Source organism: Nonomuraea zeae, assembly GCF_005889725.1.
GTDB classification, from domain to species: Bacteria; Actinomycetota; Actinomycetes; order Streptosporangiales; family Streptosporangiaceae; genus Nonomuraea; species Nonomuraea zeae.
Genome location: NZ_VCKX01000286.1, coordinates 1 through 15,267, shown reverse-complemented (window position 1 = coordinate 15,267; position 15,267 = coordinate 1). Strand labels below are relative to the sequence as shown.

10 protein-coding genes are annotated in these 15,267 nt (G+C 73.4%); 8 read left to right on the top strand and 2 right to left on the bottom strand.

Annotated features, from left to right (window positions below):
• On the top strand, positions 1 to 469 hold a 469-nt coding region (locus ETD85_RS50220), incomplete at its 5' end, for an LLM class oxidoreductase (RefSeq protein WP_476739308.1).
• Positions 470 to 611: 142 nt separating this feature from the next.
• Here the strand turns inward: ETD85_RS50220 and ETD85_RS50215 are convergent.
• Positions 612 to 1,496 carry a helix-turn-helix transcriptional regulator gene (locus ETD85_RS50215; RefSeq protein WP_206059382.1) on the bottom strand — a complete coding sequence of 295 codons (885 nt, stop codon included), beginning with the start codon at positions 1,494 to 1,496 and terminating at the stop codon, positions 612 to 614.
• A gap of 144 nt (positions 1,497 to 1,640) precedes the next feature.
• Positions 1,641 to 4,172 carry an L-tyrosine/L-tryptophan isonitrile synthase family protein gene (locus tag ETD85_RS50210; protein ID WP_138696944.1) on the bottom strand — a complete coding sequence of 844 codons (2,532 nt, stop codon included), beginning with the start codon at positions 4,170 to 4,172 and terminating at the stop codon, positions 1,641 to 1,643.
• A gap of 406 nt (positions 4,173 to 4,578) precedes the next feature.
• Here ETD85_RS50210 and ETD85_RS50205 point away from each other — a divergent pair, with 406 nt between their 5' ends.
• The 7 genes from ETD85_RS50205 to ETD85_RS50175 all read left to right on the top strand — a co-directional run bounded on the left by ETD85_RS50205 (position 4,579) and on the right by ETD85_RS50175 (position 15,135).
• Positions 4,579 to 5,379: a hypothetical protein gene (locus tag ETD85_RS50205; protein ID WP_138696943.1), complete on the top strand. Its 801-nt coding sequence runs from the start codon at positions 4,579 to 4,581 to the stop codon at positions 5,377 to 5,379.
• Positions 5,380 to 5,426: 47 nt separating this feature from the next.
• On the top strand, positions 5,427 to 6,950 hold the full coding sequence (locus tag ETD85_RS50200) for an FAD/NAD(P)-binding protein (protein ID WP_170247283.1): 1,524 nt from the start codon (positions 5,427 to 5,429) through the stop codon (positions 6,948 to 6,950).
• Complete coding sequence (locus ETD85_RS50195; protein WP_138696941.1) at positions 6,947 to 7,255, top strand: phosphopantetheine-binding protein; 309 nt, start codon at positions 6,947 to 6,949, stop codon at positions 7,253 to 7,255. Before ETD85_RS50200 ends, ETD85_RS50195 begins: the two co-directional genes overlap by 4 nt.
• Positions 7,252 to 8,655 (top strand): serine hydrolase domain-containing protein, encoded by a 1,404-nt coding sequence (locus ETD85_RS50190; protein WP_138696940.1) that lies wholly within the window; start codon positions 7,252 to 7,254, stop codon positions 8,653 to 8,655. The genes ETD85_RS50195 and ETD85_RS50190 overlap by 4 nt, the downstream gene beginning before the upstream one ends.
• Positions 8,648 to 9,940, top strand: a complete 1,293-nt coding sequence (locus ETD85_RS50185) for an MFS transporter (RefSeq protein WP_170247282.1) — start codon at positions 8,648 to 8,650, stop codon at positions 9,938 to 9,940. Before ETD85_RS50190 ends, ETD85_RS50185 begins: the two co-directional genes overlap by 8 nt.
• 71 nt (positions 9,941 to 10,011) lie before the next feature.
• Positions 10,012 to 12,054 carry a hypothetical protein gene (locus ETD85_RS50180; RefSeq protein ID WP_170247281.1) on the top strand — a complete coding sequence of 681 codons (2,043 nt, stop codon included), beginning with the start codon at positions 10,012 to 10,014 and terminating at the stop codon, positions 12,052 to 12,054.
• A gap of 12 nt (positions 12,055 to 12,066) precedes the next feature.
• Positions 12,067 to 15,135: a non-ribosomal peptide synthetase gene (locus ETD85_RS50175; protein ID WP_138696937.1), complete on the top strand. Its 3,069-nt coding sequence runs from the start codon at positions 12,067 to 12,069 to the stop codon at positions 15,133 to 15,135.
• Positions 15,136 to 15,267: the final 132 nt, after the last annotated feature.

The window sequence follows — 15,267 nt, the reverse complement described above, 5'->3', positions numbered from 1 at the left end:
CGCCCCGCCCCGCCGCGTCCTCGCCGCCCTCGGCCCCAAGATGCTCGCCCTGGCCGCGGAACGCACCCTCGGCGCGCACCCGTACTTCGTCCCGGTCGAGCACACCCACCGGGCCCGCGAGATCATGGGACCCGATGCCCTGCTGGCGGTCGAGCAGGCCGTCGTCCTCGACTACGACCTCACCCGCGCCCGCGAGGTCGCGGCCACTCACGTGGGCTTCTATGCCCAGCAGGCCCCGCACCAGGCCGCCAGCCTGCGCCGGCTGGGCTTCGACGACGCCGACATGTCCGCCCCCAGCCGCCGCATGGTCGACGCCATCGTGGCGTACGGCGACGCCGCCACCATCGCGAAGCGGGTCAACGCGCATCTCGACGCGGGCGCCGACCACGTCTGCCTCCAGGTGCTCACCGCGGACCAGGACCGGCCGCCCATGGTCGAGTGGCGCGAGCTCGCGCACCTCACCGGCTGAACGACCGGCGGGGGCCGCTCGGAGCGGGGCCGCCACAGCGGACCGGCGCTCGCGGACCGGCATCCGCGGACCGGCATCCGCGGACCGGCGCCGCGGCGGTCCGGAAGGTCATCGTCGAGGTCCACGTGCATGTGCGCGCCGATCAGCTGAGGTCGGCCGCGAGGCTTGGCCGTGGCGGCGGCGGGCCGGCGACGACGGCCAGCCGCAGCTTGGTCTCGTCCGCGCTGCCGGGCACTGCGGTCATGATCACGATCTTGCATTCGGAGTCGCCGTCGCTGAGCACGTCGCAGTCCACGGAGACCGGTCCCACCGAGGGGTGCTCGATCGTCTTGTGGTCCTCACGATGAGCGGCCACCGTGCCCATCGCCCACAGCTCGGCGAACCGTTCGTTGCCGGCGCTCAGGTCGCGGATCAGCCCGGCCAGGCGCGCGTCACGGGGGAAGCGGCCGGTGGCGCGGCGCAGGTCGGACACGACGGCGACATCGGTGGTGTCCGGGTCCAGCTCGGTCACCGGCCAGAGCGCGAGGCGGGCGGGACTCCCGTCCACCGGGAACCTGTCACGGGCGAAATTGCGCAGCCGCGGCGGTGCCGACGCGGGATCGCCCAGCAGCGCGGCCCAGCCGCGGTTCCACCAGACCAGCTGCCAGTCGGCCGCGAACACGGCGACCGCGACGTCCCCGAGCCGGGTGAGCACGCGCTGCAGGCCGGGCGGGATGTGGTCGGAGATCGTGTCGTCCGCCGGCGGTACGAGATGGGCGAGCCGGTACAGGTGGTCCCGTTCGGTGACGGTCAGCTGCAGGGCCCGCGCGAGGGAGGCGACCACCTGCGCCGAGGGCGTCGTGGCCCGGCCCTGCTCCAGGCGCACGACGTAGTCGACCGACACGCCGGCGAGTTCGGCGAGCTCCTCGCGGCGCAGCCCGGTCGCGCGGCGGGCCCGGCCCACCGGCAGCGCCGCGGCCGACGGGGGCAGCCGATCCCGCCACGTACGGATCATCGCGCCCAGCCCGGCCCCTGGTGTCGTGCTCATGACCTCCATCTTCCGGCATGTCGGGTACTCGAACGCGGCGCCGACGGTGGTACTGCTACTCCTACCGTCGAGCGGACAGCCACCCGGACCGGTGCGGTCGTCCGGTCCTGAACACCCCGGCGGACCACCGGCTCGGCGCAGGGCTCAGCGGCGCCTGAGCCTCACTCCGGCCAGGAAGCGGCGCTGGAGCCGGCCGCCTTCCGTGGCGGTGACGGGGACCATCACCCACGGCTGGCCGGATCCGAGCAGCGGCGAGTACGCAGGGACGAAGCCCTGGTCGAGCAGGGAGATCGCAAAATCGGTCGACACCCGGCCGGAGGCGTCCAGCGCCGCCGTGCCGTGCCAGGGCAGGATGGACGCGCCGCCGAGGTAGGTGAAGCCGAGACTGCCCCTGCGCGGGTTGGGCGTCAGCCGGATGCCGCCGGAGAACATCGCCCGGTCGAATCCCAGCTCCCGATCGGCCCCCTGCACCGCCAGGTACCGGATCGTGTCGGACCAGGCCGTGGCCAGCACCGCGCGGCGCGCGGCGGCGACGCGCCGGGGAACGTCCTGGCCGGTCAGGTTGAACAGGTCGGCGTAGACCTGCCTGGCGAAGGCGGCGTCCCGGCGCTCGCCCGTCAGGGGAACCGTGTACATCAGCGATCGGAACAGGCTCTCGAAGTGCGGCGGCGCGCTGTCGCCCGCACGATGGCCGCCCGCCGTGCGGGCCGTGCGGCGCGTGGCCTGCTCCAGCGCCGGCGCCGGAGCGGCGGTGACGTCGAGCCCGGCGAGCGTGTCGCGGATCTCGGCCTCCCGCTGCGGAACCAGGACGGCGTAGCGCCGCATGGCCGCCGCTCCCATGCGCTGCTCGGCGACCGCGTTCAGGTCGGCGATGGTCAGGACCTCCGTGCCGCCGGCCAGCACGTGGTAGAAGGCCAGTTTCCGCTGGTAGTCGCGGATCAGGTCCGGCGGGTGCTGCCGGAAGTGCTTGCCGTCGGCGAGTACGGTGATCGCCAGTCCCGGCGGATAGACGTGCCGCACCGTACGTTGCAGCTCGCGCAGCCGGATCAGGGAGGCGAGCTCCGACAGGTCGGGCCGGCTGCCCATCGTCTTCAGGCTGTTGTAGGGGAACTTGACCGGGAATCCCCTGGTGACGATGGGGATGGGAGCGCCGTCGGCCATATGGGGACCGAGCTCGCGCCTGGCCATGGCGAGCGAGAAGTTCGCCCGCGCTCCCTTGCGGAACTGCGGGCGCATGAACAGGTGGTAGACGGTGTCCGCGAGGTCGTCCGTCTTGGGGGCGTTCGCGGCGGTCCGGATCGCGGCCCGGTCGGCGTCCCTGAGCAGCGCGTCGACGATCTCCATGGATTCGCGCTCGCCGAGCTGGACGGCATGCTCGAAGGCGAGCTCTCCCGCCGACATCTCCGCCAGCGGCAGTTCGGCCAGCGAGTTGGCGTGGGACAGCCGGGGAAGCCCGGGGGCACGGGCGGTGCGCGCGCAGCGGGGAACGGTCTCGAAGGAGCCGATGACCTCCGCGCCGTCATGGGCCGGCTCCTGGACGTAGCCCGGCAGCGCCACCGCGACGAACTGGGCGCCGGTGAGCTTCTTGGCCATCGCCTGGCGGTTCTCGCAGATGTCGTCGAACACCGCGACGATGTCGAGGTCGGCGAAGAGCCTCAGGTTCTCGGCCTTCAGCTCGTGCACGGCCCGGCGGCGGTCGTCCGGCTGGAACGCGATGCGAGGCCGGGTGATGCCGGCGCGGGCCAGCGCGTGCTCGGTGTGCTCGCGGACCCGTTCCCGCCGGCCGGTGTTGAAGACCACGCGGCCGCCGGCGTCGTACACGTCCCAGACGAAGCGCGCCAGCCCCGGCACCGGCGTGTCCCAGCGCAGGTTGTCCCACGGACGGAAGAAGGCGTGGCAGAAGGCCAGGTGGTCGGCGTCCACGCCGGTCTCGCGGGCCCACAGGTCCCAGGCCGGGCGATGGTAGGAGGGCAGCGCCGCGAGCCCGCGCGGGTCGACGCCGACGGCCCCGAGGGCGCGGGCGACGCGGGCGCGGGGATCGAGCGCGCACAGGTCGATGTCCAGCAGCACGGCCGGCGGCTTGAGCGCGGGATCGTCGCGCCGCAGGCGGGCCCGCTCGGCCACGCGCCGCAGCACCTCGCTCAGCACGGCGTGCTGGTGGTGACCCACCGTGTGGACCGGGCCCGTCCCCGCGGGATCGAGCAGTCCCGCCGTGCGGGGTGAGAGGAAGCGCAGCTCTGTCGCGAGGGTGTGCTGCACGGCGTGTTCCGGCAGGCCGGCGAGCCGGCCGAGGGTCGTGAGCAGGCCGGTCAGCTCGGCCAGCCCGCGCCGGGCCGTCCGCTCGTCCAGCTCTTCCACGGCCGCGTCCGGCACCACCACCCGGCCCGTCGCCCGCCCGTCCTGGTCCACCTCGAAGCGGGGGACGCCGATGCCGGCGCCGTACCGGTCGGCGGCGATCCTGAACACCCGGGCCAGCGAGGCGGGCAGCCCGCCGGCCCCCGACCGGATCCCGTCCGGGTCCACGACGCGGGTGGCCGTCCCGTGCACGGGATGGCGGGGGTAGGTGGCGCCGTCGCGCTCCACGGCGCAGTGCAGGCGCAGCGCCGGATCGGTCTCGGCCAGGCTGGAGAAGAGCGTGCCGGGCACGGGCCCTTCCCGGCTCGCGGCTGCGCTCATGCCGGCCGGTCCGGGCCGGGCACGATCCGGCGCGTGCCGCTCCCGCCTGACGGGGCTGTGGGGCCGGCTCCCGGCCGGCGGCCGGCCGGACCGGCGTCGTGACAAGGGCGGCCTGGACGTCGGGCCTTCCCCATTCTTTCCACCTCGCTTTTTCGCAGCTCACAAGTACGGCAGGGAGAACAACGTTCCAGACGGTGAATGCGGAGCACCAGGTCATGGACCGGACTTTTGCCGGACACGGAATTCGAGACCGGCAGTCGCCACGGTTCCGGGCGCGCTGGAGAGAATGTCCGGTCATTGTCCGGTCGCTGGCCTGGATCAAGGCCGAGCCGGGCCACCAGACTCGTACGAGCTGGACGGCCGGCCTGACCCGCCGCGTCCGTTGAGACCGTGACGAGAAGGATTCATGAGAATTGTTTTCTCCGAATGCGCTCCCCATTACGGCGCGTACGTCTTCCCCTACCAGGTATGGGCGTTCCTCGAAGACGGCGAGCCGGTCGGCGTCGCCTACGAGCACGGCTTCCTGCCCGGCGCCCTGGACCTGTCGAGGTTCTATCTGACCCGGAGCGTCCGCGTCGACCTGCGGCGGTACACGGCCACCGGCCGGGTGCGCTACGTCGAGCGCCGCTGCGCCGGCATCGGCGCCGAGCTGCTCGATCGCAAGGATTTCCCCTGGTCGGACGGGTGGAGGCGGCTCGCAGACGACTATTTCGACCGGCAGCAGATCAACGCGCAGTACCGCAGGAAGCGCTTCGAGGAGATGCTGGACTCCCCCTTCACCACCCATGTGGCGGCCTTCACCGACCGCCGCGACGGCTCTCCGGCCGGGCTCGTCCCGATATACCTCGGCGCGGGATTGTCGCAGTACGGCATTCCCGTCTACGACGCCCGCCACCGCGACATCAGCATCGGCAATTACATGATGAGCAGCGCGCTCCGGGAGCTCAGGAGCCGGGGGTCGCGCCACTGCTATCTGGGCTCGTGCTACACCGCGGGCGACCTCTACAAAACGCGATTCACCGGCGTGGAGGTCTTCAACGGCTATTCCTGGTCGGCCGATCGCGACGAACTCCATTTCCTCCTCGGCCACCAGGACGACCTGGCGGGCGCGCACCTCCTCGAATACCAGCCGTATGTGGACGCCTTCTGCGGCGCGGACGTCGCCTCCTTGCGTTCCAGGGCCATCGGCCGCTTCACCGCCGCGTAGCCGGCCATCGCGCTCAGGCGCGGTGCACCCATTCCGGAATGGAGGAAATGTTGCGTATCGCGATGATCGGCGGGGGCGCGACCGCGGTCAGTCTCCTGGACAGCCTGCTCGCCCAGGAGACCGGCGGTGACGTCGCTCCCGAGATCCACATCTACGAGCCGGCCCACCTCGGACACGGTGTCGCGTTCCGGGACGACCTGGACTGCGCTCTGATCAACCTGCCGAACGGGCGGATGTCCATCCGTGACGACCAGCGCGATCATTTCCTGCGCTGGCTGCGGCGGCACGAAGGCCCGCCGCGGCCCGGCCGTCCTGAGCCCGGCGCGGACGGCTTCGCGCCCCGCCGGGTCTTCGGCCGCTACCTGCGCGATCATCTCGCGGCCTGTCAGGAGTCGGCGCGCGAGCGCGGATGGCGCGTCACCGTCCATCCGGAGACCGTGCTCGACGTGGCGCGAGCCCACGACGGCGGCTTCCTCGTCAGGTCCGACGGGGGCACGCGGGCCTGTACGCACGTCGTGCTCGGAGTCGGCCCGGGCGGACCGGCGGACCCCTACCGGCTGGCCGGCTCGCCGGTCTTCCTCGGCCACCCGTACCCGCTCAAGGACCGGCTGGCCGGCATCTCCCCCGGCAGCCACGTGCTGATCATCGGTACGGGCCTCACGGCGGTGGACACCGTGCTGGCCCTCCTCGCGGCCGGCCATCGCGGGCCGGTCACCATGCTGTCGCGGAGAGGCGTGCTGCCCGAGGTGCTGGCCCCGGCCAGGGACTGGCCGCTGACCCGCGCCGACGCGGCCGGCATCGAGCAGCGCAAGGCACGGGACGGCACGCTCACCCGCCGGGCGATATGGGAGCTGCTGCACGAGGAGCTCGCGGCCGCCGGGTTCGACGCCAGGGCCGAGACCGGCTGGTACCGGCCCGGGAGATCCGCCGCCGACCATCTGCGCCACCAGCTCACGCACCCCGGGGCGAACGCCGTTCAGTCCCTTTTCCTGAGCATCCCCACGCCGCTGGCCCGCGCGATCCGCGCCGCCCTGCCGGAGGAGGAGGTCGCCGCGATGCTGAACGACTACAAGCCGCGGCTGCGGAGCCTGCAGTGCCCGATGCCGCCCGCGACCGCCCGGTCGCTGCTCTCGGCCATGGACGCGGGCCAGCTCAGGGTGCTGGCCGGCGTGCGGGAGGTCCGCTCCGCGCGGGGTTCCGTGACGGCCCTGGCGGGGGACGAGGTCGTGACGGCCCAGGTGGCCGTGGACGCGACCCGTACGACGCCGGCCCGCGCGAAAGGGCGGCAGGGCCGGCTGGTGGCGGCGCTGCGCCGGAACGGGCTGGCGACCTGGAACGCCTACGGCGGGCTCGCCACCGACCCCGGCACCGCCCGGCTGATCCCCGCGCGCGGCGCCGGGCCCCTCGGCATCTTCGCCGTCGGCGAGCTCACCGCGGGCGACATCTACTACGCCAGCAGCCTGCCCGCCGTCAACAGGGGGGCCGACGTGGTGGCGGCGCAGCTGCTGGCGGAACGCGCCTCCCGTGCCCGGCCGGCCAGGCGGGCAGCTCGGCAGGTGAGCACGCCATGACCGGCGGAAGCGCTGACACCGCCGTCGAGCGCGTGGTCGCCGAGGAGTGGACCGCGACGCTGCCCGGCGAGCCCGGCGGGGGCGACCCGGACTTCTTCCTGGCCGGTGGCACCTCGATCGAGGCGGTCCGGCTGCTGGCGCGCATAGAGGCCCGCCTGGGAGTGCACGTCGCGCTCCGGTCCTTCCTGGCCGACGCCCGCCTCGGGACGCTGCAGGCGGTGTGCGCGCACGCGCTCCGGCCTGTGCGGGCGGCGGAAGGCGGCGTACCGGCCGCGAGAGACTCCGACGATCCGGGAGCCGTATGAACGACGCGAGACTCGACGCCCTGATGAGCGGCCGGTTCGACACGCTGACCCGGATCGCGGGCCTCTGGCGGATCCCGGGATTCAGCCTGGCGATCATCCGCGAGGCCGACGCGGCGACGTACGCCTGGGGGCTGCGGGACGCCGGGCGGCGCCTGCCGATGACCGAATCGACCAGAGTGCCGCTCGGATCCCTGTCGAAATCCCTGATCGCGGCGGTGGCCGCCCAGCGGGTGGCCGAGCAGGTCACCGGCTGGGACCGCGCGCAGGAGCCCTCGTTCCTGCCGGCCAGCCATCAGGGGGTGACGCTGGCGCACCTGCTGTCGCACTCGTCCGGGATGCCGTCGTACAACCTGCTGCTGCACTACTCGGCGGACGAGACGAGGGCGGCGCTGCTGGAGCGGCTCAGGCACCTGGCCGGTGCGCACGCTCCCGGCACCGCCTACCTCTACAGCAACACCATGTTCATCGCCGCGTGCGGCCTGCTGGAGAGCCTGACCGCGGTGCCCTGGGAGCGGCAGTACCACGACCTGCTGCGGGCGATCGGCATCGCGGGGCACATGATCGACGCGGAGGGCGTGGAGAAGGCGTCCCCCCACGGCTGGGCGGAGGAGCAGGGCGCCTTCGTCGTCGAGGAGATCGAGCCGGTCCCGGCGACGGCGCACCCGCTGGCCGGGCTGATCTGCGACATCAGGGAGATGGTCGCCTTCATGCGCCTGCACCTCTTCGGAACGGGTGAGTCAGGGCGGCTCCTCGGCGAGGGCGACCTGGCCGAGCTCCGCCGGAGCCGGATCCGCATGCCGGAGATCGGCTATCCGGCGGGCGCGACCTCGACGGGGTACGGGCTCGGCTGGGTGCTCGGCCGGGCCGGGGAGCACGAGATGCTCATCCACGCGGGCAGCGTCGGCAACATGCGTGCCATGACGGCCCTGCTGCCCGACTCAGGCGTCGGGGTGTCGCTGCTGTGCAACGGCGATGCCGAGCACTCACCGGTGCATCCCGAGTGCTGTTTCATGTGCGCCGTGGTGTTCAGGGTCATCGACTGGCTCTGCGCCACGAAGCTCGCGCTGCCGGACGAGCCGGTCCCGCCTCCCGTACGGAGAGCCGACGCCGCGCCGCTCCCCCGGGCCGTGCGGGCGGCGGCGGAGCCCGATCTCGCCGGCTCCTACTCCCATCCCGGCTTCGGGACGCTGACCGTGGCGCCGTCGGACGGCGGTCACCTCCGCCTCCGCTACGGGCGATACAGCGGTCTTCTGGCCCGAGGGCCGGCCGGCGCGATCTCCGCCGTCCCGGACGGGCGTGACGGTCCGGTGGTGCCCGTCCAGCGGGGCGGACGCTCGCTGCTGGCCCGGATGGAGCCGAGCGTGCCGAGCTTCCCGTTCGCCCGGGTGCGACGTGGGTGAGGTGCGGGAGCGCGCCCAGAGCCCGGGAGCGAGGAGGCTCGCGGGCATCGTCCGCGCCGTCGTGGGATTCGTGGTCCCGCCCGGGGGGAGCCCGTGGCTGCTCACCGTGCGCACGCTGACGTACGCGGTCGGGTCCGGCGCCTACCTGGCCGTCAACGCCGTGTTCTTCACCCGTTACGCGGGCCTGTCGGCTGCCGAGGTGGCGCTGGGGCTCTCCGTCCGGGCCGCGGTCGAGCTGCTGGTCAGCGTTTCGCTCGGCCGGGTGGCCGACCGCGTGGGGGGCCTTCGCGCGTGGCTGGCCGGCTCGCTCGCCCAGGCCCTGCTCTTCGCCCTCTATCCGCAGGTCCGCGACGTGTCCGCCTTCCTGGCCGTCATCGTGCTCATGGGCTGTGCCGGATCTCTCGGCGCCGCCGGACGGGCCAGATACATCGGGGACGTCGTCGCCGCCGGCCGCCGGGTGGGCGTGTCGGCGTTCCTGCGTTCCGTCCAGAACATCGGGCTGGCCGCCGGGACGGGGCTCGCCGGCCTGGCGCTGGCCGTGGACACCCCGTCCGGCTACGTGCTGGTGATCTATCTCAACAGCGGGATACTGCTGCTGGAAGTGCTGCTCCTGGCGTGTTTCGGCGCCACGGCCGGCAGTCCGGCGGCGGCGGGTCCCGCGCGGTTCAGCCGGACGACGGCGATGCGCGACGTCCCGTTCCTGGCGTTGTCCGCACTCAACGGGTTGCTCGCGCTCAACGAGCCGATGCTGTTCGTCGTCCTGCCGCTGTGGATATTGCAGAGAACGGACGCGCCGCAGGTCCTCATCGCCGTCACGCTCGTCGTCAACATGGCGATGACCGTCCTGCTCCAGGTGCGGACCAGCAGGAGGGCCGAGGACGTCATCGGCGCCGCCAGGTCGCAGCGGTTCGCCGGATGCTGGCTCGCCGCCGCGTGCCTGACGTTCTGGGCGAGCGGCCTGAGCTCCGGCCCCTGGACCGTCGCCCTCCTGGTGGGCGGGCTGGTGACTCTCACCTTCGGCGAGCTGTACGCGTCCGCCGCGGCCTGGGGGCAGTCCTACGGGCTGGCCCCGGACGGCATGCGCGCCGAATACATCGCCGTCCACGAGCTGGGGCCGAAGGCAACCTGGATCCTCGGTCCCCTCGGCGTCGTCGCCCTGGTCATGACGCCGGCCGGCTGGCTGGTCATGGTGGTGCTCTTCCTGGCGGTGGCCGCGCTGTGCGTCCCCGCCGCCCGGTGGGCGATGAGCACGCCGAGGCCGGGGGCCGGCACCCGTACCGACTGAAACCCATCACACCGAGGGACGTGTCCGAGATGCCATTGCAGGATCGGCGCGGGGGCCCGGAGGCGCCCTGCGTGCTGACGCTGGACTTTCCGGGGCCGCGGTCGCGGCACCGGTTGCGCCGGCTGGAGATCGCCGCGCCCGGCGTGCAGGTGGTGCACCTGCTCGACGCCGTCAGGCCGCGCGACGTGACCGCCCGCGCCTACGCCAGGACCCTGCTCGACTCCGCCGGCCTGGCCGGGCGCGAGGTATCGGCCATCGTGGCCCACTGCGCCGCGGCGTCCATCGCCCGCGAGCTGGACCGGCTGCTGCGCCGCGCCGGGCGCGCCGGACCGCGCCTGTACGCGATCAACCCGGAGCCGGCCGACCTGGACACCGCCGCCGGGACGCTCCGGACCTTCCTGACCGAGGCGGGATCGCCTGCCGGGCCGGACGACGAGCCGCTGACCAGGGCGGCGATCGGCAGGGCCGAGGAGAGACTGTTCCTGAGCCATCTGGCGGAAGGCGGGCGGGAAACGCCCGGGATGGCGCGGATGGCCAGGGAGCTGGCCGCCGCGCAGGCCGACTGGGTGACCTACCTGGCCGCCGCCGGCGACCCGGACGCCCCTCCCACCGGCGCGGCAGAGGTGCACGTCACCTCCAGGGACCATCCGTGCCCGCCGTCCTGCGTCGCCCGCCACCTGGTGATCGGCGACGTCGCGGCGGAGTTGTTCGCCGGCCGGGAGCTCGGCGCGCTGATCGCGAACGCGGATGACCCCGGCTCGGGGACCGGACCGGACGGCCGCGCGGGGCGTGACGTCGTGACCGCCGCCTACCTGCGGCGCTGCCGCCGATCCCCGGCCCTGCTCAAACTGGCCGACGCCGTGTCGGGACCGCCGCCGGCGTCGGTGTTCGAGCACAGGGCGCTGGCCCGTCCCTTCTTCCGGCCGCGCAGCGACATGGACGATCTCGGCGACGACCTGCTCGGCCTCTTCCATCTCCTCAACGCGCTGCCGCGGCGCTTCTTCGGGGACGCGGAGTCCTTTCTCGCCGCCCAGGGACAGCCGTCCCGCCGCGCGGAGATCATCCGCCGCGGGTGCGTGGGCGCGCTCGACCCCTACGCCCGCGCCGACGCGATCATCCAGGACGGCTCCTTCCGGGTCATCGAGTTCAACGTCGGCAGCGACATCGGCGGCGTCGAGGCCGCCCTCATGAACCGCCTGCTGCTGGAGCAGGACGAGTTCCGCCGCTTCGCCGGCGAATTCGCGCTCGGCCATACCGACACCGCCCAGGTCATGGCGGACCTCCTGCGGGCCGTCGCCGGCGCGGTCGTCGGAGCGGACGACCCCGTCGTGGGCCTCATCGAGGAGACCGGCAGCGGCGGAACCTGCCGGCACGTGGCCCGCGCGCTACGGGCCCGCGGGCTGCGCGTGGAGCTGGGCGAGCTGAACCAGCTCTCCACCGCCGGCGGCAAGGTGACCCTGCGCGGGAACCAGCCGCTGGACGTCGTGCTCCGCTACTTCTTCGTCGAGCACCTGATGCACGAGCCCGACGGGCCGGCGCTCATCGACGACCTGGCGCAGGCCCACCGGTACGGCCGGACCGCCTTCTTCACCCCCCTCGACTCGGAGCTGATCAGCAACAAGGCCGTCATGGGCCTCCTGCACCACGACATCGTCCGATCCGGCCTGAGCAGCGCGGAACGCGCACTGGTCGATCGCCTCATTCCGCGGACCAGGCTGCTGGGCGACAACTTCACCATCGTCCGCGCGGCACACCAGCGCGCGCTGCTCGACGAGTGCGTGGAGCGCAGGCAGGACCTGGTGCTCAAGCCGGCCTTCGGCAACAACAGCGTGGGCGTGCTGCCGGGCGCCCGGATCGACGCCGGGGAGTGGCGGTCGATGCTGGCCGCGCCGAAGCTCGGCGGCTACGTCGTCCAGGATCGCGTGGTGCCGGACCGGGAGATCGTGCTCGACCCCGGCACGGGGGCGGGCGTCGAATGGGACGTCAACTGGGGGGTCTTCGTGTCGGGCGCCGGCTATTCGGGCTCGTTCGTCCGCGCGCTCGACGACACCGGCGGGCGGGAGGTCATCGGCAGCTCCGCCAGGACCCGGTACGGCGTCGTCTTCACCTATTAGGGGGATCAACGGATGAACAGCAACGAATTTCGCGCCCTGTCGCCGATCCAGCACGGCCTGCTCTTCCACGCCGTCCAGGACGGCGGCGCCTATCTCGACCAGGTCCTGCTGACGCTGCGCGCCCGGCCCGAGCCGCGGGCCTTCCGGCGAGCCTGGCGGACGGCCTTCGAGCAGCACGAGATGCTCACGATGTCCTTCGACTGGACGAGCGAGGCCACCGCGCGGCAGCGACCGCGGCCGGGCGCCGAGCTGCCGATCGACGTCCTGGACCCGCCCGTCGGCGACATCGACGCCTGGCTGGCCGGCGAGCGCGAGAAGGGCTTCGAGCTGACCGGCGCGCCACTCGTGCGGGCGGTCTTCGCGCGATCGGCGAGCGGCGAGCCGCTGCTGCTCCTGCAGTACTCGAATCTGATCATGGACTTCCGGTCGCTCAAGAAGGTCCTGAACGCCGTGGCCCGCCTGTACGCGGGCGGGGACGCCGGCCCCGCGACCACGAGAACCTACCGCGAGTACGTGGACTGGTGGGAGCAGCGGGGCCCGGCCGGCGACGAGGACGTGACGTTCTGGAGGGAGCTGCTCTCCGGGCACGAGCCGCCCAGCCTGTCGGCGATCGCCGGGGCCCGGACGACGGCGACCGGCTCGCCACCGGTCCCCGGGCTGCTGGAGACACCGGCGGCGGACACGTCCGCCCACCTCGATCGGATCGCGGCGGCCTGCGGGATCAGCCGCGAAACGGCGCTGCAGGGCGCCTGGCACCTCCTGCTGGGCCGCTACACCGGCAGCCGGGACGTGGTGCTCGGCAGCACGGACGTGCACCGCCCCCTGGGAGCGGCCTACGACGCGATCGGCCCGATGACGCTCACGCTCCCCGTGCGGCAGCACATCCGCCCGGAGGCATCGGTGGCCGGATGGCTGCGCGGCTACCAGGAGACCCGGGACGAGTCGTGGCGGCACGCCTCCCTCCCCCTGCCGGAGATCCAGCGGCTCTGCCCCGGCATCGGCGGCAACGAGCTGATCCAGAGCGCCGTGGTGTTCGAGGAGCTGCGGCCCGCCGAGCTCGCGCCCGAGCTCGGCATCACCGGCATCAGGTACGAGAGCCGCCCGCACTTCCCGCTCACCGTCATCGCGCGCGACGGCGAGGAGTTCCGGCTGCGCCTGGTCTACCGGCCCGGCGTGTTCGACGCCACCATGATGCGGCAGTTGCTGGCCCACCTGCGCGCCATGGTCGCGGAGATGGCCGCGGACCCTGCCCGGCCGGTCGGCTCGATCGACGTACTCTCCGAAAGGGAGCGCGCGCAGATCCTGCGGTGGGGGCGAGGCCCCGCGATCAGGACGCCGGCGCCCACCATCCACGAGGCGATCAGCCGCGCGCTGGCCCGCTCCCCCGAGCGCGTCGCCGTGCTGGACGGCACCGGGGAGATCACCCGCGCGGAGCTGGAGAGCCGGTCGAACCAGCTCGCCCGCCACCTCATGGACCAGGGCGTGCGGCCCGGCGGCGCGGTCGGCGTCCTGGTGAAGCGCTCGCGCGAGCTGCCGGTCATCCTCCTGGCGATCATGAAGTGCGGCGCCGCCTTCGTCCCCTTTGACGGCGGCTTTCCCGACCAGCGACTCCAGCTGATGACCGCCGACGCCGGCATCGAGCTCGTCGTCAGCGACAGCGCCCACTGGGGACGCTTCGCCGGCGTGCGGGTCGTCTACGTGGACCGGGACCGCGAGGCCGTCTCCGCCCACGGGACGAGCGCCCCCGGCGTCCCCGTGCAAGGCACGGACCTGGCCTATCTCATCTACACCTCCGGCTCGACCGGCCGCCCCAAGGGCGTGGAGGTGATGCACCGGGGCACGCTCGCCCTCCTGCGGGACCTGGGGGAAAGGATCGGCCTCGGCGAGGGCACGACGTGGGCGGCCGGCGCGAACGCCGCCTGCGACCTGTGCGTCGTCGACCTCTTCATGCCGCTGCTCTTCGGCGGGCGGGTCACCGTGCTCCCCGACGACGTCGTGGTGGACGGCGTCCGGCTGGGCGAGGAGCTGACCCGGCGCGAGGCCACCCACCACCAGGCCACCCCCAGCGGCTGGCGCCTGCTGATGGAGGCGGGTTGGCGCGCGCCCGGCTCCCTGACCGGGGTGGTCGGCGGCGAGGCCCTGTCCGGGGACCTGGCCGACGACCTGGCGCGCGCCGGCGTACGGCCGCTGTGGAACGTCTACGGCCCGACCGAGGCCAGCGTGTGGGCCACGATCGAGGAGGTGGGCGCCGCCCGGCCGGTGCCCATCGGGCGCCGGGTCGGCGACGCCGACCTGTACGTGCTGGACGACCTGGGCCGGCCCTCGCCGGTCGGCGTCCCGGGCGAGCTGTGCATCGGCGGGATCGCCCTGGCCCGCGGCTACCGCAACCTTCCCGAACGCACGCGGGAGCGCTTCCGCGACCACCCCCTGGCCGCCGACCCGCCGGGCCGGCTCTACTGGACGGGCGACCGCGCCCGCTGGCTCCCCGAGGGAAAGCTGGAGTTCCTCGGCCGCGACGACGGGCAGGTGAAGGTCCGCGGCTACCGGATAGAGCTGGGCGAGATCGAGGCCGTCCTGCGGCTGTGCCCGGGTGTGAACGACGTGGCCGTCCTGGTGTCGGAGAACGAGGCCCGCCAGAGATCGCTGACGGCCTGCGTCGTCGGGGACGCGGGCCCCGCTCCGGACCCCGGGGAGCTGCGCCGGTTCCTCCAGGACCGCCTGGCCCCGTACATGGTGCCCGACCGCTACCTCCATCTGGACGCCATGCCGCTGACGCACAACGCCAAACGCGACCTGCGGGCCCTGGCCGCCCTCGGCGCCGCGGCCGAGCGGGCGGGAGACGCGCAGCCGCCGCAGACCCCGCTGGAGCGGCAGGTCGCGCAGCTCGTCGAGGACGTCCTGCACGTGCGGGGGGTGGGCCGGCTGGAGGACCTCGGCCGCTATGGCCTGCGGTCGCTGGAGTCGATGCGCGTCGCGGCCCGGATCAGCCGGACGTGGCCGGTGAGCGTCACCGTGCACTCCATCCTGAGCAACCCGACGATCGCCGACGTCAGCTCGGCCGTCCAGTCCGCGATGAAGTGATCGCCCACTCCAGGAGAGCCACGAAAAGCGCATGCCCAGACGACACGGCGAGGCGCCGGGAATGCCGGCGAGACTGCGGGCGCGGCAGGCGGTGGCGTGCGGGCGGCTGATCGAGGCGTACTACCGCAGGAC

Coding starts and splice junctions, on each gene's coding strand:
- ETD85_RS50215 (WP_206059382.1), bottom strand. CDS start 1,496: ATGAGCACGACACCAGGGGCCGGGCTGGGCGCGATGATCCGTACGTGG.
- ETD85_RS50210 (WP_138696944.1), bottom strand. CDS start 4,172: ATGAGCGCAGCCGCGAGCCGGGAAGGGCCCGTGCCCGGCACGCTCTTC.
- ETD85_RS50205 (WP_138696943.1), top strand. CDS start 4,579: ATGAGAATTGTTTTCTCCGAATGCGCTCCCCATTACGGCGCGTACGTC.
- ETD85_RS50200 (WP_170247283.1), top strand. CDS start 5,427: ATGTTGCGTATCGCGATGATCGGCGGGGGCGCGACCGCGGTCAGTCTC.
- ETD85_RS50195 (WP_138696941.1), top strand. CDS start 6,947: ATGACCGGCGGAAGCGCTGACACCGCCGTCGAGCGCGTGGTCGCCGAG.
- ETD85_RS50190 (WP_138696940.1), top strand. CDS start 7,252: ATGAACGACGCGAGACTCGACGCCCTGATGAGCGGCCGGTTCGACACG.
- ETD85_RS50175 (WP_138696937.1), top strand. CDS start 12,067: ATGAACAGCAACGAATTTCGCGCCCTGTCGCCGATCCAGCACGGCCTG.